Annotated in this window: 23 protein-coding genes, 2 tRNA genes and 1 pseudogene; 8 read left to right on the forward strand and 18 right to left on the reverse strand. The window is 65.2% G+C overall.

What is annotated here, in order from left to right; translation table 11 throughout:
• Positions 1 to 335: 335 nt before the first annotated feature.
• The 4 genes and pseudogenes from ACQCSZ_RS20745 to ACQCSZ_RS20760 form a co-directional block, all read right to left on the reverse strand.
• A pseudogene (locus ACQCSZ_RS20745) lies at positions 336 to 561 on the reverse strand (ATP/GTP-binding protein); the annotation flags it as partial.
• A 21-nt stretch (positions 562 to 582) separates the two neighbouring features.
• Positions 583 to 1224: an anthranilate synthase component II gene (locus tag ACQCSZ_RS20750; protein ID WP_427005523.1), complete on the reverse strand. Its 642-nt coding sequence runs from the start codon at positions 1222 to 1224 to the stop codon at positions 583 to 585.
• An 11-nt stretch (positions 1225 to 1235) separates the two neighbouring features.
• A complete protein-coding gene (locus tag ACQCSZ_RS20755) occupies positions 1236 to 1391 on the reverse strand; it encodes a hypothetical protein (RefSeq protein WP_427005524.1) in 156 nt (51 codons plus the stop codon).
• Positions 1392 to 1394: 3 nt separating this feature from the next.
• On the reverse strand, positions 1395 to 2195 hold the full coding sequence (locus ACQCSZ_RS20760) for a class E sortase (RefSeq protein ID WP_427008405.1): 801 nt from the start codon (positions 2193 to 2195) through the stop codon (positions 1395 to 1397).
• Between the two features lie 179 nt (positions 2196 to 2374).
• Between ACQCSZ_RS20760 and ACQCSZ_RS20765 the strand changes: the two genes are divergently transcribed.
• A complete protein-coding gene (locus ACQCSZ_RS20765) occupies positions 2375 to 2629 on the forward strand; it encodes a cell division protein CrgA (protein ID WP_427005525.1) in 255 nt (84 codons plus the stop codon).
• 37 nt (positions 2630 to 2666) lie between these two features.
• Entirely contained in the window at positions 2667 to 3272 is a 606-nt protein-coding gene (locus tag ACQCSZ_RS20770; RefSeq protein ID WP_427005526.1) for a DNA-3-methyladenine glycosylase I, read from the forward strand.
• Positions 3273 to 4361: 1089 nt separating this feature from the next.
• Here the strand turns inward: ACQCSZ_RS20770 and ACQCSZ_RS20775 are convergent.
• Both ACQCSZ_RS20775 and ACQCSZ_RS20780 read right to left on the reverse strand, forming a co-directional pair.
• Entirely contained in the window at positions 4362 to 5231 is an 870-nt protein-coding gene (locus tag ACQCSZ_RS20775; protein ID WP_427005527.1) for a rhomboid family intramembrane serine protease, read from the reverse strand.
• Positions 5232 to 5239: 8 nt separating this feature from the next.
• Positions 5240 to 5785, reverse strand: coding sequence for a peptidylprolyl isomerase (locus ACQCSZ_RS20780; protein WP_427005528.1), 546 nt, complete (start codon positions 5783 to 5785; stop codon positions 5240 to 5242).
• A 154-nt stretch (positions 5786 to 5939) separates the two neighbouring features.
• On the opposite strand from ACQCSZ_RS20780, the gene ACQCSZ_RS20785 reads away from it, so the two are divergent.
• Both ACQCSZ_RS20785 and ACQCSZ_RS20790 read left to right on the forward strand, forming a co-directional pair.
• Complete coding sequence (locus ACQCSZ_RS20785; protein WP_427005529.1) at positions 5940 to 6962, forward strand: hypothetical protein; 1023 nt, start codon at positions 5940 to 5942, stop codon at positions 6960 to 6962.
• Between the two features lie 204 nt (positions 6963 to 7166).
• A complete protein-coding gene (locus ACQCSZ_RS20790) occupies positions 7167 to 8042 on the forward strand; it encodes a glycosyltransferase (RefSeq protein ID WP_427005530.1) in 876 nt (291 codons plus the stop codon).
• 30 nt (positions 8043 to 8072) lie between these two features.
• On the opposite strand, the gene ACQCSZ_RS20795 is transcribed toward ACQCSZ_RS20790, so the two are convergent.
• Positions 8073 to 8987, reverse strand: coding sequence for a DMT family transporter (locus ACQCSZ_RS20795; RefSeq protein WP_427005531.1), 915 nt, complete (start codon positions 8985 to 8987; stop codon positions 8073 to 8075).
• Positions 8988 to 9104: 117 nt separating this feature from the next.
• Between ACQCSZ_RS20795 and ACQCSZ_RS20800 the strand changes: the two genes are divergently transcribed.
• Positions 9105 to 9473, forward strand: coding sequence for a cupin domain-containing protein (locus tag ACQCSZ_RS20800; protein WP_427005532.1), 369 nt, complete (start codon positions 9105 to 9107; stop codon positions 9471 to 9473).
• 109 nt (positions 9474 to 9582) lie between these two features.
• On the opposite strand, the gene ACQCSZ_RS20805 is transcribed toward ACQCSZ_RS20800, so the two are convergent.
• From ACQCSZ_RS20805 to dnaA, 11 genes are all read right to left on the reverse strand, one after another.
• Positions 9583 to 9655, reverse strand: a tRNA-Ala gene (locus ACQCSZ_RS20805).
• A gap of 71 nt (positions 9656 to 9726) precedes the next feature.
• Complete coding sequence (locus ACQCSZ_RS20810) at positions 9727 to 9879, reverse strand: DLW-39 family protein (protein ID WP_246527244.1); 153 nt, start codon at positions 9877 to 9879, stop codon at positions 9727 to 9729.
• Between the two features lie 34 nt (positions 9880 to 9913).
• Positions 9914 to 9987: transfer RNA gene (locus ACQCSZ_RS20815), tRNA-Ile, on the reverse strand.
• Between the two features lie 99 nt (positions 9988 to 10086).
• Entirely contained in the window at positions 10087 to 10722 is a 636-nt protein-coding gene (locus tag ACQCSZ_RS20820; protein ID WP_427005533.1) for a DUF3566 domain-containing protein, read from the reverse strand.
• Positions 10719 to 13382: a DNA gyrase subunit A gene (gene gyrA, locus ACQCSZ_RS20825; protein ID WP_427005534.1), complete on the reverse strand. Its 2664-nt coding sequence runs from the start codon at positions 13380 to 13382 to the stop codon at positions 10719 to 10721. Before gyrA ends, ACQCSZ_RS20820 begins: the two co-directional genes overlap by 4 nt.
• A gap of 61 nt (positions 13383 to 13443) precedes the next feature.
• Entirely contained in the window at positions 13444 to 15534 is a 2091-nt protein-coding gene (gene gyrB, locus ACQCSZ_RS20830) for a DNA topoisomerase (ATP-hydrolyzing) subunit B (RefSeq protein WP_427005535.1), read from the reverse strand.
• Between the two features lie 411 nt (positions 15535 to 15945).
• Complete coding sequence (locus tag ACQCSZ_RS20835) at positions 15946 to 16509, reverse strand: DUF721 domain-containing protein (protein ID WP_427005536.1); 564 nt, start codon at positions 16507 to 16509, stop codon at positions 15946 to 15948.
• Entirely contained in the window at positions 16506 to 17714 is a 1209-nt protein-coding gene (gene recF / locus ACQCSZ_RS20840) for a DNA replication/repair protein RecF (protein ID WP_427005537.1), read from the reverse strand. The genes ACQCSZ_RS20835 and recF overlap by 4 nt, the downstream gene beginning before the upstream one ends.
• A gap of 26 nt (positions 17715 to 17740) precedes the next feature.
• The gene (gene gnd, locus ACQCSZ_RS20845; protein WP_211877178.1) at positions 17741 to 18625 is read right to left on the reverse strand and encodes a phosphogluconate dehydrogenase (NAD(+)-dependent, decarboxylating); all 885 of its coding nucleotides are present in this window, start codon (positions 18623 to 18625) and stop codon (positions 17741 to 17743) included.
• A 103-nt stretch (positions 18626 to 18728) separates the two neighbouring features.
• Positions 18729 to 19853 (reverse strand): DNA polymerase III subunit beta, encoded by a 1125-nt coding sequence (gene dnaN / locus ACQCSZ_RS20850; RefSeq protein ID WP_427005538.1) that lies wholly within the window; start codon positions 19851 to 19853, stop codon positions 18729 to 18731.
• Positions 19854 to 20514: 661 nt separating this feature from the next.
• On the reverse strand, positions 20515 to 21936 hold the full coding sequence (gene dnaA, locus ACQCSZ_RS20855) for a chromosomal replication initiator protein DnaA (RefSeq protein ID WP_427005539.1): 1422 nt from the start codon (positions 21934 to 21936) through the stop codon (positions 20515 to 20517).
• A 465-nt stretch (positions 21937 to 22401) separates the two neighbouring features.
• Between dnaA and rpmH the strand changes: the two genes are divergently transcribed.
• The 3 genes from rpmH to yidD are packed head-to-tail and all read left to right on the forward strand — an operon-like array spanning position 22402 to position 23393.
• A complete protein-coding gene (rpmH, locus tag ACQCSZ_RS20860) occupies positions 22402 to 22539 on the forward strand; it encodes a 50S ribosomal protein L34 (RefSeq protein WP_062008104.1) in 138 nt (45 codons plus the stop codon).
• A 40-nt stretch (positions 22540 to 22579) separates the two neighbouring features.
• Complete coding sequence (gene rnpA, locus ACQCSZ_RS20865) at positions 22580 to 22990, forward strand: ribonuclease P protein component (protein WP_211877204.1); 411 nt, start codon at positions 22580 to 22582, stop codon at positions 22988 to 22990.
• A complete protein-coding gene (gene yidD / locus ACQCSZ_RS20870) occupies positions 22983 to 23393 on the forward strand; it encodes a membrane protein insertion efficiency factor YidD (protein ID WP_427005540.1) in 411 nt (136 codons plus the stop codon). Before rnpA ends, yidD begins: the two co-directional genes overlap by 8 nt.
• Positions 23394 to 23400 lie beyond the last annotated feature (7 nt).

Genomic DNA, 23400 nt, shown 5'->3' on the forward strand with positions numbered 1-23400 from the left:
CACACACGACCTCAGAAACATGCCACAGCCCAGTTACCTACAAATCCGACGCACACCCCGCCATGAAGGAATGCCGCCACGGTATCCTCGTTACCCAGCACGGCTTCACCAGCTACACCGTGGCCGTCAGCCGCGATGTCCCCTTCGGGCAGATACACGAACGGCGCGGACAACCGGGAAACTCACAGACCGCAACCGGGCCGGGCCGCTGAGGTTAGCCGAACGCGATCTCCCCTGCGGGGTTCGTTTTCTCGTTGTCAGGGCCCGGCACGACGAGAACCGGTCTGAGCTGGGTGCGGGGAGGAGGAAGGAACTGATCCATCGGGTTGGTGGTAGACCAGCGGGTGAGCGCCCTGGTCAGAAAGACCCAGCAACATGCGCCGCAGGAGCGTGGAATTCCCATCCCGGGCTGCCGAGCAGGAACGCTGAGGGGTTGGAAATCCGGTGCACCCGCTGGAACCAGCTGATCGGGTCACAGCAGACCGTGGCCGGGGGTTCCTCGTGCCGGCCCAGCGGCACCCCGATCATGGGCGAGGACGTACCGAAGTAAAACGGCCACAGCCCGCCTCCGTGCCTGCCCGGTCAGTGCTTGATCAGCGGGCTCAGTTCGGAGGCCCGCTGCGCGGCGCCCTCCATGCCGAGGGACTCCAGCCAGTTGCCCAGCATCTGGTAGCCGCCTTCGGTGAGCACGGATTCCGGGTGGAACTGGACCCCGCACAGCGGGGCGGTGCGGTGCTGGAGCCCCATGACGACGCCGGTGGCCGTCTCCGCGGTGATTTCCAGGACCTCCGGGATGCTCTCCCGGACGGCGGCGAGGGAGTGGTAGCGGGTCGCCGTGATCGGAGAGGGCAGCCCGGCGAACACGCTGGTCCCGCGGTGCTCCACCAGGGAGGTCTTGCCGTGCATGAGCTCCGGTGCGTGCGTCACCGTTCCGCCATAGGCCTCCGCCAGCGCCTGATGGCCCAGGCACACTCCCAGCATGGGCTTGTTGTTGCTGCCGGCCCACCTGATCAGCTCGATGCAGACCCCCGCACCGGCGGGCGTTCCCGGCCCGGGCGAGATGAGCACGCCGTCGCGCGCCTCCGCCATCTCGACCGCCTCCGCAAGGGTGACGTCGTCGTTGCGGACCACGGTGGTCTCCGCCCCGAGTTCCTGGAGGTAACCCACCAGGGTGTAGACAAAGCTGTCGTAGTTGTCTACGACCAGGATCTTGGTTGTGCTCATCGGTGCCTTGCTCAATCAATCGTCGAATCGGTGAACTGGGTGAATTGTGACATCCAGGGAAAAAGGAACTCAACCATCAATACCAGCCCGCCCGCGAGGAGCACCAGCGCCGTGGCGATCCGCAGCCACAGGGGGCCCGGCAGATGGCGGAAAATCCAGCCGTACACGACTCAGCCCTCCCCGGTGGTGCGGGCCACCTGGGCGGAGATCTCGGCGGGCGGCCCCGCGGAGGCCGGCTGCCACCGTTCCAGCAGCGAGTAGGCGATGATGCGTTCCTGGGAGCCGAAGCGCGGGTTGCAGCTGGTCATCGTGAGGTAACTTTCGGTGGGTGTTGCCGCGGGCTGGGTCGGGACGGGCAGCAGCACATCGGTCCGGGAGGGAAGCACGATCTCGCTGTTCCGGAACACATAGACGTAGTAGCCGTCTTTTGTCTGGACGTAGATCCTGTCGCCGGGCACCAGGGCGTCAATGTTGTCCAGGACGGCCCCGTGCGTCTGCCGGTGGCCGGCCACCGCGAAGTTCCCCGCCGCGCCGGGCATCGCCGTGCCCTGGTAGTGGCCGATGCCCAGCGAGTCCAGCACGGCGGCGGTGGTTCCCTGGACGATGGGCCGGGTGTACTCCGCGCCGAACCGCGGGATGTAGACGACGCCGATCGTCGCGCCGGCGGCTGGCTCGGCGCCGACAGCGGCGGGGCCGTAGGAGGCGGGGCCGTCAGCAGGGGTAACGGTCGACGGCGTCGCGGGCCCGGCCTTCAGCTCCTGGGCGAAGTCCTTGATGACGTCGCGCTGTTTGGCATCGGATTCCACGTTGGTCCACCACAACTGCCAGGCGACGAACAGCAGGAGGATCGCCCCGGCGGTGATGAGGAGTTCGCCCGCGATCTGGACGGCGCGGGCCAGGACGCCGACGCCGCGGGCCAGGACGCCGACGCCGCGGGCCGGCGCGGGAGCGGAGCTCTCCTTGGGCTGCAACACCTTGGATTCTCCTCCTGGGGGTCCGCAGTTAACGCCGGGGCGGGGTGAACTACAGCTAGAATTGGGCTTCGAGTAAGATTTCCAAGAGTTACCATGAGCGTTCGCCGCCGGCGTTTCCTTCCTGCAGGATATCAAGCCGAGGCGCCGCTCCTGGTACCGCCCGCCAAGGAGGACCCGTGCCCGAGTCAAAGCCGCGAAAGACCACTGCCCGCGCCGGACAGCAGACTTCCGCCGCGCAGGCCTACAAGCCCAACGCGGTGTGGTTCAAGCCGGTGATGTTCGGTCTCATGATCATCGGCCTGCTGTGGATCATCACGTTCTACATCAGCAACGGCACCCTCCCGGTCCAGGCCTGGGCATCATGGAACATCGTTGCGGGGTTCGGCATTGCCATTATTGGCTTCCTGATGACCACCCGCTGGCGTTCCTGACCGGCGGACCTGCACTCCACCTGCCGTCTCGCGGGGCATGCTGAACAAGGTCAACGGCATCCTGGTCGGCGACGACGGGCTGCCGCGGCCCGCGTGGGCCGCGGCCGACCCGATGCTGCGCGAGTACTACGACACCGAATGGGGCCTGCCCGTCCGCGACGAGCAGGGCCTGTACGAGCGCATCAGCCTCGAGGCCTTCCAGGCCGGACTGTCCTGGGCCACCATCCTCCGGAAGCGGCCGGCCTTCCGCGCGGCATTCCGCGACTTCCAACCGGACATCGTCGCCGCGTACACCGACGCGGATGTCCAGCGGCTGTTGCTGGATGCCGGGATCGTGCGGAACCGGCTCAAGATCCGGGCCGCCATCACCAACGCCCAGGCCACCATCGCGCTCCGGCCCGACGGCGGCCTGGTGGATTTCGTGTGGCAGTTCAAGCCGGACACCACTCCCGAGCCCACGGCCCTCGACCACATCCCGACCACCTCGGCCGAGTCCATCGCACTGTCGAAGGCACTGCGGAAGCGGGGGTTCGCGTTTGTCGGCCCCACCACCATGTATGCCCTGATGGAAGCCATCGGCATGGTGGACACGCACCTGCTCGACAGCCACCGGCGCGGGAGTTCCGGCGTCTGGCCGCGCTGAAGAACCAGTCTTCCCCGGCGAAACTCCTTGGCACAGCTGTGGGCAACGTTATCCCCAATGTTGATAACTTCCGTGGAAAATCAGGGCCACACAAGGCCGACGCGCCGCCCCATGGCCCGGGAGCGTAGAAAGCCACTCCGCCGCGCGCACGAAATACACGAGCGCAAGTTATTAACACTGTGGATTTCCTGTGGATAAACAGCGCGAAAGCCCTGACCGGACCGACATCGCGCCGGACTGCCCCGGCGGTCGGCTCCCCCGCTGCGGTGGGCAACAACTTGCCCTGAGGCGAGCGAAGTTATCCACATAGCAACAGGGCTCTACCCACAACTTATCCACAGCTGGGGATAACCCGGAACCGCAGCCCCCTCAGACCCCGTCAAGGTGCGGGAAAGAGGGGATTTCTGCCCGGACTCTCGAAGGATCGAGTTATTAACACTGTGAATAACGCTGTTGAAAACAGGCATCCAGGGGGCGGATGGAAGGCGTCCGGCCCCGCTATCCCCAGCGGAGCGCGGGAATTCCGGGCGGGGCGGCCTGTGGCGGCATCAGTTCGGGCTCAAGTTGTCCACTTAACCACAGGACAACCCACAGGAGTTATCCACAATTGTGGAGAATGGAGCCGCGCGTTTAAAAAAGCACCAGCTGGCGCGGTGAGATCGGGCCCCGCCCCTAAACTACAACCGTGTAAGTTACCAACAGTGTGGATAACTCCTGTGGATAACTTTCGGGGCCATTGCCGGCGGGCCGCACGCTGAATCCCTGCTGCGGACGGTCCGGGCTACTTTGGACCCCGAAACCGGCGATTCCGCGGCAGAATGCGGCGAGTCCGCGTCAAAGTCCCCCCGCTGCGCTGCCTGGGACCCGGTCGTTTAGATCAGGGCGCGGAGAGAGAGGGAGAGGAAGTGCCGCGGGGGGACGGCTGCCCCGCAGGCCCGTGCGGCAGGAATCAGGTAGCACAAGGCTCCGGACGGACGCCCAGGGGAAATCCGGGCCGGCCCCAAGGGCAGTGCCCCAGCCTCGCAATGGCAGCGCCCGGCCGGCGCCAGTACCAGTCCGGCGCCAGTACCGTGCCCTTCTCAGGGGGACTTACGCGGTGGTCATCCGGAAGGCCCAGGCTGCAATCAACAGGACGAGGACCAGGACCATTCCGCCGGCATGCAGCAGGCCTTGCCGGCGGCCGCGGGGAGCATAGGCGATGACGGCGGCGCACAGGGCGCCCGTGACCAGGCCGCCCAGGTGGGCCTGCCAGGCAATCTGGGGGACCATGAAGCCGATGACGCCGTTGATGGCCATCAGCACCCAGAGCTGCCTCGTGTCACCGCCGCGGTGGCGTTGCACCACCAGCATGGCGCCGAAGAGGCCGAAAATGGCACCGGAAGCGCCGACGACCCCAGTCGGAGGCATGACGGGGGTCAGCAGCAGGTAGCCGACAGAGCCGCCAATGGCGGACAGCAAGTACACGGTCAGGAACCGGATCCGGCCCAGCAGCGGCTCCAGCACCTGGCCGAAGATCCACAACGAGTACATGTTCAAGACAATGTGCGGGATGAATTCCCGTGAATGAAGAAAGGCCGAGGTCAGCATGCGCCACGGTTCGAAGGCTCCATACTCCGGAATGGCAAACACGGAAGCGAAGGCCAGGTTTTTGTAGACCGTCTGGCCCGGAATCAGCCATTGGAGCAGATAAAAAAGGGCGCAGAGGGCGATGATCCCAAACGTCACAAGCGGTTTTCCGGTGGCCACGGCCCCGCCGTAAACGGTCTTGACGGCCGGCGTCGCACGTTTTGATTCGTTGACACAGTCAACGCACTGGAATCCGACGGCGGCCGCCCGCTGGCAGTCCGGGCAGGCCGGGAGCCCGCAACGCTGGCAGCGCACATAGGCGGGACGGTCCGGGTGCCGGGGGCACACCGGGATCTGCGCGGACGGCTCGGCCGCCGGAATTCCGTAGCTCATGGGCTGGACTAGAGCTTTTCTACATCAATGCTGTTGATGACGACGTCCTCGACCGGACGGTCGCCCATGCCGGTGCGGACACCCTCGATGGCGTCAACCACCTTCTTGGATTCCGCGTCAGCGACCTCGCCGAAGATGCTGTGCTTGCCCTGCAGCCAGCCGGTGGGGATGGTGGTGATGAAAAACTGGGATCCGTTGGTGCCGCGGCCCATCTGGACGCCGGCGTTTGCCATGGCCAGCTTGTAGGGCTCGTTGAAGGTCAGTTCCGGGTGGATTTCGTCGTCGAACTTGTAGCCCGGGCCGCCCACGCCACGGCCCAGCGGGTCGCCGGCCTGAACCATGAAGTCCTTGATGATGCGGTGGAAGATGGTGCCGTTGTACAGCGGCGTCCCCGTCTTGTCCTCGCCGGATTCGGGATGCGTCCAGGCCTTCTCGCCGGTGGCCAGCCCGACGAAGTTCTCCACGGTCTTGGGAGCGTGGTTGCCGAAGAGGTTGACGACGATGTCGCCGAGGCTCGTGTGGATGGTTGCTTTTGCAGTTGCGATGGCAGTCATGGGCCCATTCTTCCATGACGGGCCAAAGCGCACCGGGCTGACCAGCCAGTTCCGCGCTGGGTGAAATCGCCCTGAAATCGGCCCGGATAATAGCCGGTGCGGTCCCGGACACGTAGGCTGACTCCAGAACCGTCACATTAATCGGGAGGTAGTTGTGAAGAAAACGGATCGTATTGCCCGTGAGCTGGAGCAGTCAGTCAGCACCGGAGTAGAGAACGCCATGGACTGGGCGGCCCCGCGGGTCGAGGCAGCAGTCAACTGGGCCGTTCCGCGCCTGCAGCAGGGCATCGATAACGCTTCTCCCAAGATCCAGGAGGGGCTCAAATCGGCAGCCCACAACCTGGCCGACGGCGTCGCCACCGTCACGCCGCGCCTCCAGGACGGCCTGGCCCAGCTGGCCCCGAAGATCCACGACGCCGTCGAGGTCGCCACTCCGCGGCTGCACGAGGCCCTGGACAAGGCGGCGCCGGTGATCGCCCAGGCCCGCGACAGGGTCGTCGTCGAATACCTGCCCAGGCTTTCGGACCAGATCGGTGCCGCCTCCGGGGCCGTGCACCGCACGCTGGAAGGCGCGCCGGCCCACGTGGATGCCGTCGCCCGGAAGCTCGGCGAAGCGGGGATCATCCACGCCGTCCAGGAGCAGGCACAGACCGCGGGCCGGCAGCTCAAGCCTGCCGAGCTTAAGGCTGTGGCCAAGCAGGCCAGCAAGGCCGCGAACGGGAAACTGTCCAGGCCGACGAAGCCCAAGCACCGGGGGCTGCTGATCCTCGGCGTTATCGCCGCTGCCGCCGCCGCGGGTGTCGCCGCCTGGAAGGCGTCCAAGCCGGTGGAAGATCCGTGGAAGACCCCGACGCCGGTGACGCCCGCGCCCGTACCGGCCGCCACGGTCAACGAGGTCCCGGCCGCCACGGTCCAGGGCGGGGAAAGCGCTGACAAGGCCGGTTCCCCCGCTGTTGGCGCAGCCGGCACCGCCGCCGACACTTCCGCAGGCACCTCCGCCGATACTGCCGGTTCCCTGGCCGGGTCCGCAGCCGGGTCTAAGGACGACACCGCGGGGACCGCAGCCGGTGCGGCAGAAGGAGCCTCGGGCGCCGCCGAGGAAAGCACCGATGCGGAACCCGCCCACCAGAACACCGCCGCGGGCCTGAACGGTAAAGAGGACGACACGTCCAAGTAGCCTCCGTGTAGCTTCAAGACGCAGGCTGCCGCTGGCAGCCGGCAAAAAGGGAGGGATTCCGTCCTGGACGGGATCCCTCCCTTTTTTGTTGCCCGGTCGTTATTGCTTCCCGCATTGCTCCCCGCTCCCTTGTTTGTCTCTTCACGCGCCGTGCAGCGCACGGCGCCCGCTTGAAACGGCGGCGTTGATGCTAGATTTGAGGAGATGCCACCCGATAGATCCTTCGAGGATGACTTGAACGTTGCCGTGACCCCGCCGGACGTGTCTGTTGTGATCCCGGCCTACAACGAGGAAAGTGTCATCCGGCAGTGCCTCATCGCCGCCGTGTACCAGTCCGTCCCCGCCCACGAGATCATCGTGGTGGACAACATGTCCAAGGACCGCACAGCCGACATCGTCCGGCAAATGCAGCTGGAGTACCCGGAAAGCCGCATCATCCTGCTCAGCCAGGACCAGACCCAGGGGCTCATCCCGACCCGGAACTTCGGCCTGGACCACGCCACCGGCGACATCCTTGGCCGCATCGACGCCGATTCGGTGCTGGAACCCGACTGGGTCGAACAGGTCCAGAAGGCCTTCGCGGACGAGTCCGTCCACGCCGCCACGGGACCGGTCGTCTACTACGACATGCCGATGCGCCGCTTCGGCCTCAAGGCCGACGACAAGATGCGCCAGCTGATGCTCAAACTCGCCAAACACCAGTACCACTTCCTCTTCGGGTCCAATATGGCCCTGCGCCGGTCCGCCTGGGAGATCATCCGCACCGAAACGTGCCTGGATGAAAAGGACGAGATGCATGAAGACATCGATCTTTCCCTGCATCTGGCCGACCATGAGCTGCGGATCCAGTACTGGCCGAAGATGATTTCGGGAATGTCCGCCAGAAGGCTGGAAGACTCGCCCCGCGACTACCGCTACTACGTGACGCGCTTTGACCGCACGTACAAGGCACACAACGTCAAGAAAATGGCGCTCAAGGCACCCATGGTCGTCTTCTTCTCCGTGTACTTCCCGGCGAAGCTGCTGCGTGCCATCCACACGGTCAACACCGCCCAGCCGGCCCGCCGCGGCGGCCAATAGCCACCACGCTGCGCGGGGCGCCAGCCGGCGTCAGTCGGTGCCCAGTTCCGCCAGCACCGCGGCCTTGCCCCGGACCGACCGCGAGCCGCGCTGACCCAGCACCACGACGGCGAGCCCCACCAGGATCATCCCCAGTCCCGCATACGTCCCGGCAGGCAGTGTTTCCGCCAGGAACGCGGCAGCGAGCAGCGCCGCCCCCGGGATCTCCAGCAGGATGATCATGGATACCAGCAGCGGGCTCATCGTGGCCAGCAGGTGGTTGAAGGCGGTATGGCCCACCAGTTGCGCGCACACGGTGATGGCCAGGATGCCCAGCCAGCCGGCCGCGTCGAATCCGGCAAGCGGCTGGCGGGAGGCTAGGGCCAGGACGGCGACCACGGCGGCGCACATGCCGTAGCAGAGGGTGGTGTAAACGCCGGTGCCCATCGTCTGCCGGGCCTTGCCGCCGGCGAGGGTGTAGACGCCGGCCAGGGCGCCTCCGGCCAGGGCGAGAAGGTCTCCGAGCAAGGCATCCGGCGAGGTGCCCAGATCGAATCCCGTGATGGCCACGACGCCGCCGAAGGCGATGCCGAGGCCGGCCAGCACGGGCCAAGGGTGCCTGACTCCCCGGAACAGCTGGAAGATGGCGATCCAGCCGGACTGCAGGCAGACCAGCGCCGTGGCTGCGGCTACGGAGGTCAGCTGCAGGGAGCTGATGAAGCAGGCGAAGTGCAGCGCCAGCGCAACGGCTGCTGCCAGTGACCAGCGGAACTCCCGGGCAGTGACGCGCGCGAACTGGCGGGGCTCCCTGACCAGGACGGGCCCGGCCATGACGGCAGCTGCGATCGCATTGCGCCAGAACGCGATGGCCAGGGCACTGACCGATGTTGCGCCCAGGGTGGCGGCGATGAGCGGGCCGGAGGAAGCCACGCCCAGGACCCCCAGGGCGGCAAGGAAGAAGTTCACGCTCCAACAGTAGTGGGGCGGCGGTGCGGCCGGTGCCGCTCCGGGAATCCTTGACCCCGGCGTGGGCCGGTGCCAGTCTTAAGCTCCGGTTTCACATCATCCAAGAAGGTGACGATCATGTCTTCAATCATCCGCAGGAGCTTTGAAAGTCCGGAGGAATCACGTCCTGTGAAAGACGGGATGGGCCAGGTGGACCTCGTCAATCTCGATGCCGGCGCGGTTGGGCGCGCCACGTTCCTGCCGGGGTGGAAGTGGTCCCAGCACGTCAAGCCCATCGCCGGAACTGACAGCTGCATGGCGAGCCACGTCGGCTACACGATCTCGGGGCGCCTGAAGGTCGTCATGGACGACGGCGAGGAGAGCGAATTCGGTCCCGGCGACTTCGGAATCATCCCGCCCGGGCACGACGCCTGGGTCCTGGGCGACGAGCCTTACGTGTTTATCGACTGGCAGGGCATGGCGGACTACGCCAAACCCAAGGGCTGAGGCTGCCAGAGTAAGTGTCCGGGACAGCAGGCCAGCCGCGGGAATCAGCTGCACAGGACATGCAAAAGGCCCCGGACCGCGTTTCCGCGGTCCGGGGCCTTTCTTACGGTGGAGGCACGGGGACTCGAACCCCGAACCCCCTGCTTGCAAAGCAGGTGCGCTACCAATTGCGCCATGCCCCCGTAAGAAGCAACCCGACAATCATACCCTGGTTCCGGAAACCGATTTCCTGCTTCCGTACCGGGACTCCGGGCTAATCGACCGTATCGGTCGACTCGCTCCAGATGGTTTTCCGGGCCTCAGACTCCTGTACTTTCCTGTAGAGCAGGACGCCCGCGATCGTAGCTGCAACAACCAGCAACTTCTTCACCTGCACCCCGTTCCGGTCCAAATAACTCCGGACCATCACTTCAATCCCTACAGAACCTGTACAGGTTCCGTGGGCGTACCAGGACTTGAACCTGGGACCTCTTCGTTATCAGCGAAGCGCTCTAACCGCCTGAGCTATACGCCCCGATGCCTCATCGGGCCGAGATATGACTGTACAGCACATCCCGGCCCGATCTCAAATCGAGGCTGTTTTCCCCGGAATCCCGGGAAAAAAATTCGGGTTTCAGTCGTCCGTGAGGGTGACGCCGATGCCGCCCACCAGCGTCGCGGAGATGTTGTACAGCACCGCCGACAGCATGGAGAGGGCGGTCAGCAGCACGACATTGATCACGGCAATGATGGTGGCGAAGGACGCCACCTGGCCGAGCGAGGCGACCTTCTTGAGCTCGAAGCCGCCGCCTTCCGAGCCGGCGAGGGTTCCGAGCAGGCTGTCCACCTGGTCAAAGATCCCGGTCAGGTCCAGCACCGTCCAGAGCACGATCGCTGCCACCACCGTGACGATGCCCAGTGCCACCGAGAGCAGGAAAGCCATCTTCAGGACTGACCATGGCTCCACCTTGCTGACCAGCAGGCGGGCACGGCGGACCTTCGCCTTGGGAGCCGGCTTGATCAGGCCCGCCGTGTTCTGGCCGGAATGCTGCCCGTAGGCGTCCGGACGCTGGCCCGGCGCGGCAGGGCGCTGGCCCTGCATGGGCCGCTGCCCGGGGACCGGCGGACGCTGGTCTGAACCGGCGGCCCCGGGTACGCCCGGGCGCTGCTGCGGACGGGTCGGGGCGCTCACGCGCGGCGCTGCTGCGGGCGGCCGCGTTCCGCTGGGAACGCCGGTGCTCGGCTTGGGATATGAGTCGGAATTACTCACTCGTTACCTCCGGTGTTGTCTTCGTCCAGCTCGGCATGGCCTGATGACTCATCTGACTCCGGGGCCGGTACTGATTCTGCCTCTGCGGACCCCTCATGCGATCCGGTTTCTTCAGCCAACGTTACGTCATCGGCCGATTCATCGCCGTCCAGCCCGCGTTCGCTGTTGCGTGCAACCTCGATGATGCGGTCATTCTTGTCCGGCTTGGCGAAGATGACGCCCATGGTGTCGCGGCCCTTGGCGGGAACGCCGGCCACCGAGGAACGGACCACCTTGCCGCCCTCCATGACCACCAGGACTTCGTCCTCTTCCTGGACGATCAGGGCACCCACGAGGTGCCCGCGCTCCTCCTGGTACTTGCCGACCTTGATGCCGAGTCCGCCGCGGCCCTGAAGCCGGTATTCCTCCACCGCGGTCCGCTTCGCGTAGCCGCCCTCCGTGACGATGAACACGAACGAACCGTCCTTGACGACGTCGGCCGCCAGCAGTTCGTCGTCCTCGCGGAACTTCATCCCGGTCACGCCGGAGGTCGCCCGGCCCATGGGACGCAGGGCGTCGTCGGTGGCGGTGAACCGGATGGACTGGCCCATCCGGGACACCAGCATCAGGTCATCGGTTTCCGAGACCAGCTGGGCGGACACGAGCTCATCCCCGTCCCGCAGGTTGATCGCGATGACGCCGGCGGAGCGGTTGGTGTCGTAGTCCTCCAGCCGGGTCTTCTTGACCAGGCCGCGCTTGGTGGCGAGCACCAGATACGGCGAATGCTGGTAGTCCCGCAGGTCCAGCACCTGGGCGATGGTCTCATCCGGCTGGAATGCCAGCAGGTTGGCCACGTGCTGGCCTTTGGCATCACGTCCCGCTTCCGCGAGTTCGTAGGCCTTGGCCCGGTAGACGCGTCCCAGGTTGGTGAAGAACAGCAGCCAGTGGTGCGTCGTGGTGACGAAGAAGTGCTCCACGACGTCGTCCCCGCGCAGCTGGGCGCCCTTGATGCCCTTGCCGCCGCGCTGCTGCGTGCGGTAGTTGTCGCTGCGGGTGCGCTTGACGTAGCCGCCGCGGGTGATGGTGACGACCATTTCCTCTTCGGGGATCAGGTCTTCCATGGACATGTCGCCGTCGAAGCCCAGCAGGACCTTGGTGCGGCGGTCGTCGCCGTGCTTGGCAACGATTTCGGCGAGCTCGGTGCTGATGATCTCACGCTGGCGCACCTCGGAGGCCAGGATTGAGCTGTATTCGGCGATCAGGGCTTCGAGTTCGGCGTGCCGGGCCTGGATCTTCTGGCGTTCCAGGGCTGCGAGCCGGCGGAGCTGCATGTCCAGGATGGCGCGGGCCTGGAGTTCGTCAATGTCCAGCAGTTCCATCAGGCCGTCGCGGGCGGCCTCGGTGGTGTTGGAGGCACGGATCAGGGCGATGACCTCATCGAGCATGTCCAGCGCCTTGAGCAGGGCGCGCAGGATGTGCGCTTCCTCCTCGGCCTTGCGGAGCCGGTAGCGCGTCCGGCGGGCGATGACGTCCAGCTGGTGCGTGACCCAGTGCCGGATGAACGCATCAAGGCTCAGCGTGCGGGGCACCCCGTCCACAATCGCGAGCATGTTGGCGGCGAAGTTGTCCTGCAGCTGGGTGTGCTTGTAGAGGTTGTTCAGCACCACCTTGGCGACGGCGTCGCGCTTGAGCACGATCACGAGGCGCTGGCCGGTGCGGCCGGAGGTTTCATCGCGGAGGTCGGCGATGCCCGAGATCTTGCCGTCCTTGACGAGTTCGGCGATCCTGATCGCCAGGTTGTCCGGGTTGGCCTGGTAGGGCAGTTCGGTCACCACCAGGCAGGTGCGGCCCTGGAGCTCCTCGACGTTGACCACGGCACGCATGGTGATCGAGCCGCGGCCCGTGCGGTAGGCGTCCTCGATCCCCTTGTGGCCCAGGATCGTGGCGCCGGTCGGGAAATCGGGTCCCTTGATGCGCAGCATCAGCTCTTCGAGCAGCTCCTCGCGGGTGGCCGTCGGGTTCGCCAGGTACCACTGGACGCCGTCGGCAACCTCACGGAGGTTGTGCGGCGGGATGTTCGTGGCCATGCCCACGGCGATGCCCGAGGAGCCATTGACCAGCAGGTTCGGGAACCGCGCCGGCAGGATCGTGGGTTCCTGGTTCTTGCCGTCGTAGTTGTCCTGGAAGTCGACGGTTTCCTCGTCGATGTCGCGGACCATCTCCATGGCGAGCGGCGCCATCTTGGTTTCGGTGTACCGGGGAGCGGCCGCGCCGTCGTTGCCGGGCGAACCGAAGTTGCCCTGGCCCAGCGCCAGCGGGTAACGCATGGTCCAGTCCTGGATCAGGCGGACCAGCGCATCGTAGATGGCGGTATCGCCGTGCGGGTGGTACTGGCCCATGACCTCACCGACGACGCGGGCGCACTTGTTGAAGGAGCGCTCCGGGCGGTAGCCGCCGTCGAACATCGCGTACAGCACACGGCGGTGGACGGGCTTGAGACCGTCGCGGACGTCCGGCAGGGCACGCCCGACGATCACGGCCATGGCGTAGTCGAGGTAGGAGCGCTGCATTTCGGTCTGCAGGTCCACCTGCTCGATCCGGTCGGTCAGGACATCGCCCACCAGGACGGCCTCGGCGTCACCGGCGGATTCAGCCGGAACCTCGGGTGTTTCGTCACTCATAATCTATATTTTCCGTTTCAGGTATATATCGGTCCAGGAATATTCGAGGTGGTGATGGCCTCTAGATATCGAGGAACCGAACGTCCTTGGCGTTCTGCTGAATGAAGTTCCGACGGGATTCCACGTCCTCGCCCATCAGTACGGAGAAGGTCTGGTCCGCCGCCAGGGCATCATCCATGGTGACCTGCAGCAGCGTGCGGTGGTCAGGATCCATGGTGGTGTCCCAGAGCTCGGTGTAGTCCATTTCGCCGAGGCCCTTGTAGCGCTGGATGCCGTTGTCCTTGGGGATCCGGCGGCCGGCGGCCTGGCCGGACACCAGCTTGGCGTCGCGTTCGCGGTCGCTGTAGACGTAGTCGTGCGGGGCGTTGGACCACTTGATCCGGTACAGCGGCGGCTGGGCGAGGTAGACGTAGCCGTTTTCGATCAGCGGGCGCATGTAGCGGAACAGCAGCGTCATCAGCAGCGTGGTGATGTGCTGGCCGTCGACGTCGGCGTCGGCCATGAGGACGATCTTGTGATAGCGCAGCTTGGTCAGCTCGAAGTCCTCGCCGATGCCCGTGCCGAAGGCCGTGATCATGGACTGGACCTCGGCGTTGCCCAGGGCCTTGTCCAGCCGGGCCCGCTCCACGTTGAGGATCTTGCCGCGCAGCGGCAGGATGGCCTGGGTTTCCGGGTTGCGGCCGCGCTTGGCGGAACCGCCGGCGGAATCGCCCTCCACGATGTAGACCTCGCACTTCGAGGGATCCTTGGAGGAGCAGTCGGAGAGCTTGCCGGGCATGCCGAAGGACTCCAGCGGGCTCTTGCGGCGCGCGTTGTCGCGGGCCTTGCGGGCGGCCATCCGGGCCTGGGCTGCGGAAATCGCCTTGCGGATGACGTCCCGGGCCGGACCGGGATTGCGCTCCAGCCAGTCGCCGAGCCCGTCGGTTACGACCCGCTGGACGAAGCCCTTGACCTCGGAGTTGCCAAGCTTGGTCTTGGTCTGCCCCTCAAACTGGGGCTCGGCCAGCTTGACGGAGATGACGGCGGTCAGGCCCTCACGGATGTCGTCCCCCGTGAGGTTGTCGTCCTTCTCCTTGATGATGCTCTTCTCCCGCGCGTAACGGTTGATCAGCGACGTCATCGCGGCGCGGAAACCCTCCTCGTGGGTGCCGCCCTCATGGGTGTTGATGGTGTTGGCGTACGTGTGCACGCTCTCGGAATACGAGGTGGTCCACTGCATCGCCATTTCCAGGGCGATGTGGCGTTCCGTGTCCTCGGTTTCGAAGGAGATGACGTCCTCGTGGACCACATCGACTTTCTTTCCGGAGTTCAGGTGCTTGACGTAGTCCAGCAGGCCGTCGTCGTACTGGTAGACCACGGTGTGGTGCTCGGCGGGGACTTCGCCTTCGAGGGGGACGGTGTCGAGGTCAAGGTCGTCATCCTCGGAGGGTTCCGCCACGAGGCTGCGTTCGTCGGTCAACGTGATGCGCAGGCCCTTGTTCAGGAAGGCCATCTGCTGGAACCGGGCGCGCAGCGTCTCGAAGTCGAATTCCGTGCTCTCAAAGATGCCGGCATCCGGGTAGAACGTCTGCGTCGTCCCGGTTTCGGTGGTTTCGTCGCCCTTGACCAGTCCACCCTGCGGCTTGCCGCCGTCGACGAAGGTCATCCGCCAGACGTGGCCCTGCCGCCGGACCTCCGTGTCCACGCGGCTGGACAGGGCGTTGACCACCGAAATGCCGACGCCATGCAGTCCGCCGGAAACGGCATAACCCCCGCCGCCGAACTTGCCGCCCGCGTGCAGGATGGTCATGACGACTTCAACCGTGGGCTTGTGCTCCGTCGGGTGCATGTCGACGGGGATGCCGCGGCCGTTGTCAACCACCTTGACCCCGCCGTCCGCCTGGAGAACGATTTCGATGTGGGTGCAGTAGCCGGCCAGCGCTTCGTCAACCGAGTTGTCCACGACTTCATAGACCAGGTGGTGCAGCCCGCGCGGACCGGTGGACCCGATGTACATGCCCGGACGTTTCCGGACGGCTTCCAAACCCTCCAGCACGGTAATGTCGCTGGCACCGTACCCGTGTCGCGTATCGGCCTCCGGCGGCGCATCAGCCGTGAAGGCGTCCTCCGCTGCTGTTTCCACTGTCGGGATATCTGCATTGTGGTTAGCCACAGGCGCTTTCGACTCCTCTGTATTCGTTGAAGGCCGGCGTTGCCGCTTCCCGGGGGAAAGGCTTCTGCCAACAGGCACGTCGCTGATGGCGCCGGCTGGTCCGCTGGCCCGAGGAACCGTCTGCCGCACACTGACAGCGCGTCGGAAACGGACTCAGTCAACGTTTCACCGGCGCCCAGTTATCTACCACGATTCTACCGTGTGAGGGAGCGCAAACCCGCATTCCAGGGCCTCAAACGCGCCGGAAGATGCCGCTGGGAGGCCAGTGGCTCCCCCTGCAAGGCTTTAGGGGTCCCGCCCTAGGGTGCCTATACGACTCCGGGGCGTTAAAGCGCCCCACACGCCGTTTCCTGAATTTTCAAGGATTTTTGCAAGGACTGCTTCACACCCGGGGGCACCGGTGCGGCGGACCTACCCGTAGGTGTCCCGGGGGCCGCGGCCGTTGACCGTCCGGATGCCCTTCCGCCAGCTCGGCGCGGCGGGTCCGAGGACCTGGATGCTGGTCACGACGCCGTCGCCGAGTTCGGTGCGGAACTTCTCCAGCAGGCTCATGCTCAGCAGGCGAAGCTGGGTGGCCCAGGCCGTGGAATCACAGCGCACATGCAGGGTCGTGTTCTCGAAACTCTCCGGGGTGCAGTGGGCCGAAATCTCCGGTCCCACCAGGGTTCCCCACTGGGCCATCACCGATCCGACCGCCACCGGGGAGCTCCAACCGCGTTCCGCGACGAGGCGTCCCACGACTTTTCCCAGCCCCAGCGGGTCCCGGCCGGTGCCGTGGAACTGCTTGAAGCCCCGCGTCCCGCCGGTGCTGCGGGCGGGTTTCTGTGGACCCGAGCCCGGCCGCGGCGGGGCCTTGCGCCGGATCTCCCCCCGGGACGCGGCCGCGTCACGCATCCGGTTCAGGGCCGCCTGGGCAGCATTGATGTCATCAGGATCGCGGCCCGGTTGCAGGCCGCCGTCGCTATCCTTATTCATCGAGCGTCCCGCTCATCAATTCCTCCCGGGATGACCTTCACCCGGCGTCCGGCCAGTTCCGCCGGGATGTCGTCCTCGACGGCGGCGGTCACCAACACCTGCTCGGCACCGGATACTATTGCCGCCAGTTTACGCCGCCGCTGGACATCCAGCTCGGCAAAAACATCATCGAGGATCAGGATCGGCGCGGAACCGCCGGTCCTGGCGTCGTCCAGCATCACGTAGTACGAGGCCAGCCGCAGCGACAAGCACATGGACCAGGTTTCCCCGTGGGAGGCATAGCCCTTGGCCGGCGCCATGCCCAGGGCTAGGTCGAGTTCATCGCGGTGCGGCCCGACCAGTGAGATGCCCCGCTCCAGTTCCCGGCGGCGGGAAGCGGCGAAGGCCTGGACATAGCGGTCCGTGAGTTCGTCGACGGTGAGCAGGCGGAGATCCTCGGCCTGCCCGGCTGTCTCACCGGCCGCCGCGTGGGCCGGCGGCGCGGCGCCGTCGTCCTCGCCCACATGCTGCAGCGTGGAGCGGTAGCTGGCACCGGCTTCCTTGGATCCGTCGGTGAGCTGCGCGTAGGCGCTGTTCAGGTGCGGACGGATCCGCTCCACCAGCTCCAGCCGCGCGTGCAGCAGTTCAGCTCCGGCCCTGGCCATGTGCTGGTCCCAGACATCGAGCGTGGCCTCATGGGCGGAGGTGAACTTGCCGGACCGGCCCGATTTGAGCAGCGCGTTGCGCTGCTTGAGCACCCGGTCGTAATCGCTGCGGGTGGCTGCATGGCGCGGAATCAGGCTGACCAGGAGCTCGTCGAGGAAGCGCCGGCGGTTGGACGGGTCACCCTTGACCAGCGCCAGGTCTTCCGGGGCAAAGAGCACGGTCTGGCAGATTCCGAGGATGTCGCGGGCCCGGACCGGGTTGCTGCGGTTGATGCGTGCTCGGTTGGCGCGGCCGGCGTTGATTTCGAGTTCCAGGACCGTGGACTGCCCGCCGCGGACCAGTTTGGCCCGCACCAGCGCCCGGTCCGTGCCGAAACGCAGCAGCGGCACGTCCGAACTGACCCGGTGCGAGCTGAGCGTGGCCAGGTAGCCGATCGCTTCCATGAGGTTGGTTTTGCCGATCCCGTTGGCCCCCACGAGGACCGTGACGCCGGGTTCCAGGCTCAGGTCCACCTGGGCGTAACTGCGGAAATCAGTCAGGGAGAGTTTTTCAAGGTACACGCCGGGTTCAAGATTCCAGGGCGGAGCTATTTGGCCGGGCGGGTGGCGTGCCCGCCGAACTGGTGACGCAGCGCGGACACCATCTTCATGGCCGGCGAGTTGTCCTCGCGGGAGGAGAAGCGGGCAAACAGCGCGGCCGTGATCGCGGGGGCGGGCACCGCATTGGCGATGGCTTCCTCCACGGTCCAACGACCCTCGCCGGAATCCTCGACATAGTCGTCAATGGATTCCAGGCCCGGGTCCTCATCCAGCGCCTTGACCATGAGGTCCAGCAGCCAGGATCGGACGACGGTGCCTTTCTGCCAGGCGCGGAAGGTGCCGGGAAGATCGGCGACGATGTCCTTCGCGGCCAGGAGTTCGTAGCCTTCCGCGTAGGCCTGCATCAGGCCGTATTCGATTCCGTTGTGGACCATCTTGGCGTAATGGCCGGCGCCGACGGCTCCCACGTGGACGAAGCTGTCGGCCCGTTCACCGTCCGGACGAAGGGCGTCGAAAACCGGCAGGGCCCGTTCGATGTCCGCGGCATCCCCGCCGGCCATCAGGCCGTAGCCGTTCGCCAGGCCCCAGACACCGCCGGAAACGCCGCAGTCGGCGAAGCGGATGCCTTTTTCGGCCAGCGCCGCGCCGTGCTTCTGGTCCTCGGTGAACCGGGAGTTGCCGCCGTCGATCACGAGGTCGCCGGCGTCGAGCTTGCTGCCGAGTTCAGTGATGACCGCATCGGTGATGTCCCCGGACGGAACCATCACCCAGATCAGGCGCGGCGCCGGAACGGCGGCGATGAGCTCCTCGACGCTGGCGACGTCGGCGACGTCCGGGTTGCGGTCAAAGCCTGTGACCTCGATTCCACCCTTGCGCAGCCGTTCGCGCATGTTGAAACCCATTTTTCCAAGGCCGATCAGTCCGATGTGCACGGTGTGAACTCTTTTCTGCGCTGGGGTACTTCGGGTGGAAACCCCACCCAACTGACTCGCATTAGTGGTCGTTCTGGCGGCCCAGAACGGCAACAATTGCGAGCTAGTTGGGCAGGCGGACCGGCATGACCAGGTAGCGGTAATCGCCCTGGTCCTCGCCGTCGGCGTCCTGTTGTGCCGTGATCATGGCCGGCTTGGGGGCTGTCGTGAAGGAGAAGCGCACGAACTTGGTCTCGATGACGCTCAGGCCCTCGACCAGGTAGTGCGGGTTGAAGGCCACCGTGATGTCATCGCCGGTCAGCTGCGCCTCGAGTTCTTCGGAGGCCTGCGCATCTTCACCGGTGCCGGCGTCCAGGTGCAGCTGCCCCTGCGTGAAAGCCAGCCGGACGGGGGTGTTGCGTTCGGCCACGAGGGACACGCGGCGCACCGCATCGACCAGTGCCTGGGTCTGGACCGTGGCGTGGATCGGGGTCGATTCCGGGAAGAGCGAGCGGATCTTGGGGTAGTCGCCGTCGACCAGGAGCGACGTCGTGGTGCGGCCGCCGCTCTCGAAGCCGATAAGCCGGCTGTCGTCGTCGGCGAGGGCAAGGTTGATGTCGCCGCTGTTTCCGAGGGTTTTCGCCACTTCGTTGAGCGTCTTGGCCTTGACCAGGGCACTCGTGGAAATCCCCGGGGTGACGGGCTTCCAGGGCAGTTCGCGCATGGCCAGCCGGTAGCGGTCGGTGGCCAGGAGGGTGATGAGGTCGTCCTCGATCTCCATCCGGACGCCGGTGAGGATGGGCAGGGTGTCGTCCTTGCTGGCCGCGATGATCACCTGGGAGACGGCCTGGGCGAAGGTATCGCCGGGCACGGTGCCGCTGATCGCGGGCAGGGCGGGCAGCGGCGGGTATTCGGCTTCCGGCATGGTGGCCAGGTGGAAGCTGCTCCGGCGGCAGGTGAGGGTGACCTTGTTGCCGTCGGTCTCAACCTCGACCGGTGCCGAGGGCAGGCTGCGGCAGATGTCGGCGAGCAGGCGCCCGGACACCAGAATGGTGCCTTCGGTGCTGATGTCAGCCGGGATTTCGAGCCGGGCGGAGGTCTCGTAGTCGAAGCTCGAGAGGCTCACAGTGCCGGCCTCGGCCTTGAGCAGCAGGCCGGAAAGCACTGGTACCGGCGGCCGCGGAGACAACGACCGGGCGGTCCAGGTCACGGCTTCTGCCAGGACGTCCCGCTCGACTCTGAACTTCACGGAAGGGTGCCGCCTTTCATTGCTGCTGTCATCGCTAAAACACGCCGAACTACGCGGACCGGCAGGGTTGCCGGCGCACGTCATCGAGGGGATGTGCCGGCCGGCCCGGGCGTCATGGCAGTTGTGAACTACAAATTATTCCGGAACGGACACACTGCAGACAGCTTAGCCCCACGAGGTGCGTTCTCCCATCCCCGGGGTTACACCGCTGTTGTTCCGCCGGGCAGGCTGTTCCGCCCGGCCGACCGTTTTGCCCTGCCGCCGCCGGCGCCGCCGGATCTGCTCGTCGCCGGTTTCGGCGCCAGCGTCTTCGCCAGCGGCGGGGAGGTGCCCGGCCGCTGCCCGGCGGCTGTGAGGGGGCGGAACGAGACTGTTATTTGAGGGAATTTCATTTTCTTGGGATTAGTAGTGTTAATAACTGCTGTGGAAACTGTGGATAACTCTGTTTCGCGGTGCGATTCCGCGGTTAAGCCCTGTTCATGGACTGTGGGTCCAGCAGGTTTTAAACAGGGTGTAGATGGGGATAACGTTTTTGCCCGGATCGCTGATCCACAGGCGCCTTAAGGGTTTTAAGCCCATTAACCGCGGTTGTCCCCTTAACTATCCACAGGGTTGTCCACAGGTGCCTGTTAATAAGGTCGGGAGTGCGCGGCCGGACGGCTCAGGAATTGCGCTGCTGCTGCTTGATCCTGTTGGTCAGCTCGGTCACCTGGTTGTAGATCACGCGGCGTTCGGCCATCAGTTCGCGGATCTTGCGGTCCGCGTGGATCACCGTGGTGTGGTCGCGGCCGCCCAGCTCCTGCCCGATCTTGGGCAGCGACATGTCGGTGAGCTCGCGGCACAGGTACATGGCGATCTGCCGGGCGGTCACCAGGGTGCGGGTACGGGATTTGCTGCAGAGCTCCTCCATGCTGAGCTTGAAGTAGTCCGCGGTCTGGGTCAGGATCAGCCCGGAGGTGATCTCCTGGGCTCCGTCGTCGGTGATGAGGTCCTTGAGGACCATTTCGGCCAGGGCCACGTCGACGGGCTGGCGGTTCAGGCTCGCGAAGGCGGTGACCCGGATCAGGGCGCCCTCGAGTTCGCGGATGTTGCTCGAAATCTTGGAGGCGATGTATTCCAGCGCGTCATCGGGGGCGGAGAGAGAGTCGCTCAGCGCCTTCTTCCGCAGAATCGCGATCCGGGTTTCCAGCTCAGGCGGCTGGATATCGGTCAGCAGGCCCCACTCGAAGCGCGACTTCATCCGGTCCTCGAAACCGGCAAGCAGCTTGGGGGGCTGGTCGGAGGTGATGACGACCTGCTTGTTGTTGTTGTGCAAGGCATTGAAGGTGTGGAAGAACTCCTCCACCGTCCGGTCCTTGCCGGCCAGGAACTGGATGTCATCGATCAGCAGGACGTCCACGTTGCGGTACGTGGTCTTGAAGCTGGTGCCTTCGTCGTCGCGGATGGAGTTGATGAAGTCGTTGGTGAATTCCTCGGAGTTCACGTACCTGACCCGGATACCGCTGTAGAGCCGCCGGGCGTAGTGCCCGATCGCGTGCAGCAGGTGGGTCTTGCCCAGTCCGGAGTCACCGTAGATGAACAGCGGGTTGTAGGCCTTCGCCGGTGCCTCGGCCACCGCGACGGCCGCCGCATGGGCGAAACGGTTGGAAGAACCGATCACGAAGGTGTCGAAGACGTACTTCGGATTGAGGCGGCCGAATTCATGGGACGTGCTCGGCAGCATGGGCTGCGGCTTGAGTTCCGCCGCGGGGTCCGCCACGAGGGAGAGTTCGACGGCGGGTTCCGGCTCGGTGTGCAGCGGCACCAGATCGGTGTCGACGTCGATCGCGCAGCGGATTTCATCGGAGAAGACATTCCGGAGGGCCTCGTCGAGGGCTTCCTTGACCTGGGTCTGCAGAACCTCCCGGGTGAGTTCGTTCGGCACCGCCACGAGAAGGGTGGAGCCGATCAGTCCCTGCGCCTGGGCGAGGATGACAAAGCCGCGCTGCCGGGGTGAGACACGGTGGTCGTTCTCCAGCAGGCTCACTACCCGCCGCCAGGAACTTCCGACAGTGTTGGCTTGGTCGGCTTCGTCTACTGTCATCAATCGGTTTCCTCAAACTTGCTTGCCTGCATTAACTGCAGCCACAAGTCCCGAACCAGTGCCCTGGCCCCGGATTAATCCACAGGGTTATGCACAGCCCGTGGATAATCGGCTACTGAGCCACTCTAGGGGATCAAAAGCCTAGAAGATAGCTGGCTGGCTCCTGTGGATAATTACACTCGTGTAGTTCGGAATGGGTGTCTTTAACCCGCTTCATCCACAGGCCCGGACGGAAGTTAGCCACAGCTGGGGATAGTGCGCCAAGCGACCCCCGGTTTGACTCCCGGTGCGATTTTGACCTAACGTTGTGAAGTCCTTTGTGTCCGCTTTCCGACTTCATTTTGAACCTCTCCCCGACGCCCCGCGTCTTGCGAGTCGAGGGTAGCGGCACATACAAAACTTAGCGTCGGCCAGTTCTTCCCCTTGATCGGGTGGGCGCACCTTTGATCCACTGGAGTAACTAACGTGAGCAAGCGGACTTTTCAGCCGAATAACCGCCGTCGAGCCAAGAAGCACGGCTTCCGCCTTCGTATGCGTACCCGTGCCGGCCGTGCCATCCTGGCAGCCCGTCGTGGCAAGGGCCGCATCGAACTGTCGGCCTAAATACTGACTCGTCGGTCCACCTCCCTGTGCGAGTTTAACGGTGCTGGCCACCCGCAACCGTCTGAGGACATCAACCGATTTTTCAACAACTGTACGTTCCGGTGTCCGCAATGGACGCCGGAACGTAGTGTTATATACGGCAGCCCTCGCTGCCGATGAACCAAGCCGGATCGGATTCATCGTTTCCAAGAGTGTCGGGAACGCTGTCGTCAGGAACCTCGTTAAGAGGAGACTGAGGGAAGCCGGCGCTTTGTCGTTGCAGAAATACGGCAGCGGGTTTGCCATCGTGGTCCGGGCCCTGCCCGCCGCGGCGGAGGCCAGCTGGGACCAGCTGCTTGTCGACTATGACGCCGCTTTGGAGACAACTATGAAACGGCTGGGCAGCCGCCTTCCCCGGGCTGCTTCCTCAGTTTCTGACGAGACAACACAGGAAGGGACCCCGCGTGCGTAACCCAGCTGCCGCCGTCGTCCCTCCTGTGAAACCAGCAGCACCGGTATCGGCACTGCGCTGGCTGGGCACCGCCCTCTGGCAGCTGCCCCGCAATATCCTCATCGTGCTGCTCATGGCCTACCGCAAGGTGATCTCACCGCTGTACGGCCAGGTATGCCGCTTCTTCCCCAGCTGCTCGGCCTACGCCCTTGAGGCGATCACGGTCCACGGCGCGGTCAAGGGAAGCTGGCTCGCTGCCAGGCGCCTGTCGCGCTGCCATCCTTGGAATGCCGGTGGAGTGGACCATGTCCCCGCCGGGCACCGGGAGTGGCCCGAAGACCGCACCCCCACAATTGTTGTGTTGAACAACCCGGACAAGTACTTGCCTGCTCAGTCTGATGGAGAAGGCCGTTTTGCGGCCTGACGAATAG

This window comes from Pseudarthrobacter sp. H2, from assembly GCF_050157045.1.
Classification (GTDB): domain Bacteria; phylum Actinomycetota; class Actinomycetes; order Actinomycetales; family Micrococcaceae; genus Arthrobacter.

Coding starts and splice junctions, on each gene's coding strand:
- ACQCSZ_RS20750 (WP_427005523.1), bottom strand. CDS start 1,224: ATGAGCACAACCAAGATCCTGGTCGTAGACAACTACGACAGCTTTGTC.
- ACQCSZ_RS20770 (WP_427005526.1), top strand. CDS start 2,667: ATGCTGAACAAGGTCAACGGCATCCTGGTCGGCGACGACGGGCTGCCG.
- ACQCSZ_RS20775 (WP_427005527.1), bottom strand. CDS start 5,231: ATGAGCTACGGAATTCCGGCGGCCGAGCCGTCCGCGCAGATCCCGGTG.
- ACQCSZ_RS20780 (WP_427005528.1), bottom strand. CDS start 5,785: ATGACTGCCATCGCAACTGCAAAAGCAACCATCCACACGAGCCTCGGC.
- ACQCSZ_RS20790 (WP_427005530.1), top strand. CDS start 7,167: ATGCCACCCGATAGATCCTTCGAGGATGACTTGAACGTTGCCGTGACC.
- ACQCSZ_RS20800 (WP_427005532.1), top strand. CDS start 9,105: ATGTCTTCAATCATCCGCAGGAGCTTTGAAAGTCCGGAGGAATCACGT.
- ACQCSZ_RS20810 (WP_246527244.1), bottom strand. CDS start 9,879: ATGGTCCGGAGTTATTTGGACCGGAACGGGGTGCAGGTGAAGAAGTTG.
- gyrA (WP_427005534.1), bottom strand. CDS start 13,382: ATGAGTGACGAAACACCCGAGGTTCCGGCTGAATCCGCCGGTGACGCC.
- ACQCSZ_RS20835 (WP_427005536.1), bottom strand. CDS start 16,509: ATGAATAAGGATAGCGACGGCGGCCTGCAACCGGGCCGCGATCCTGAT.
- dnaA (WP_427005539.1), bottom strand. CDS start 21,936: ATGACAGTAGACGAAGCCGACCAAGCCAACACTGTCGGAAGTTCCTGG.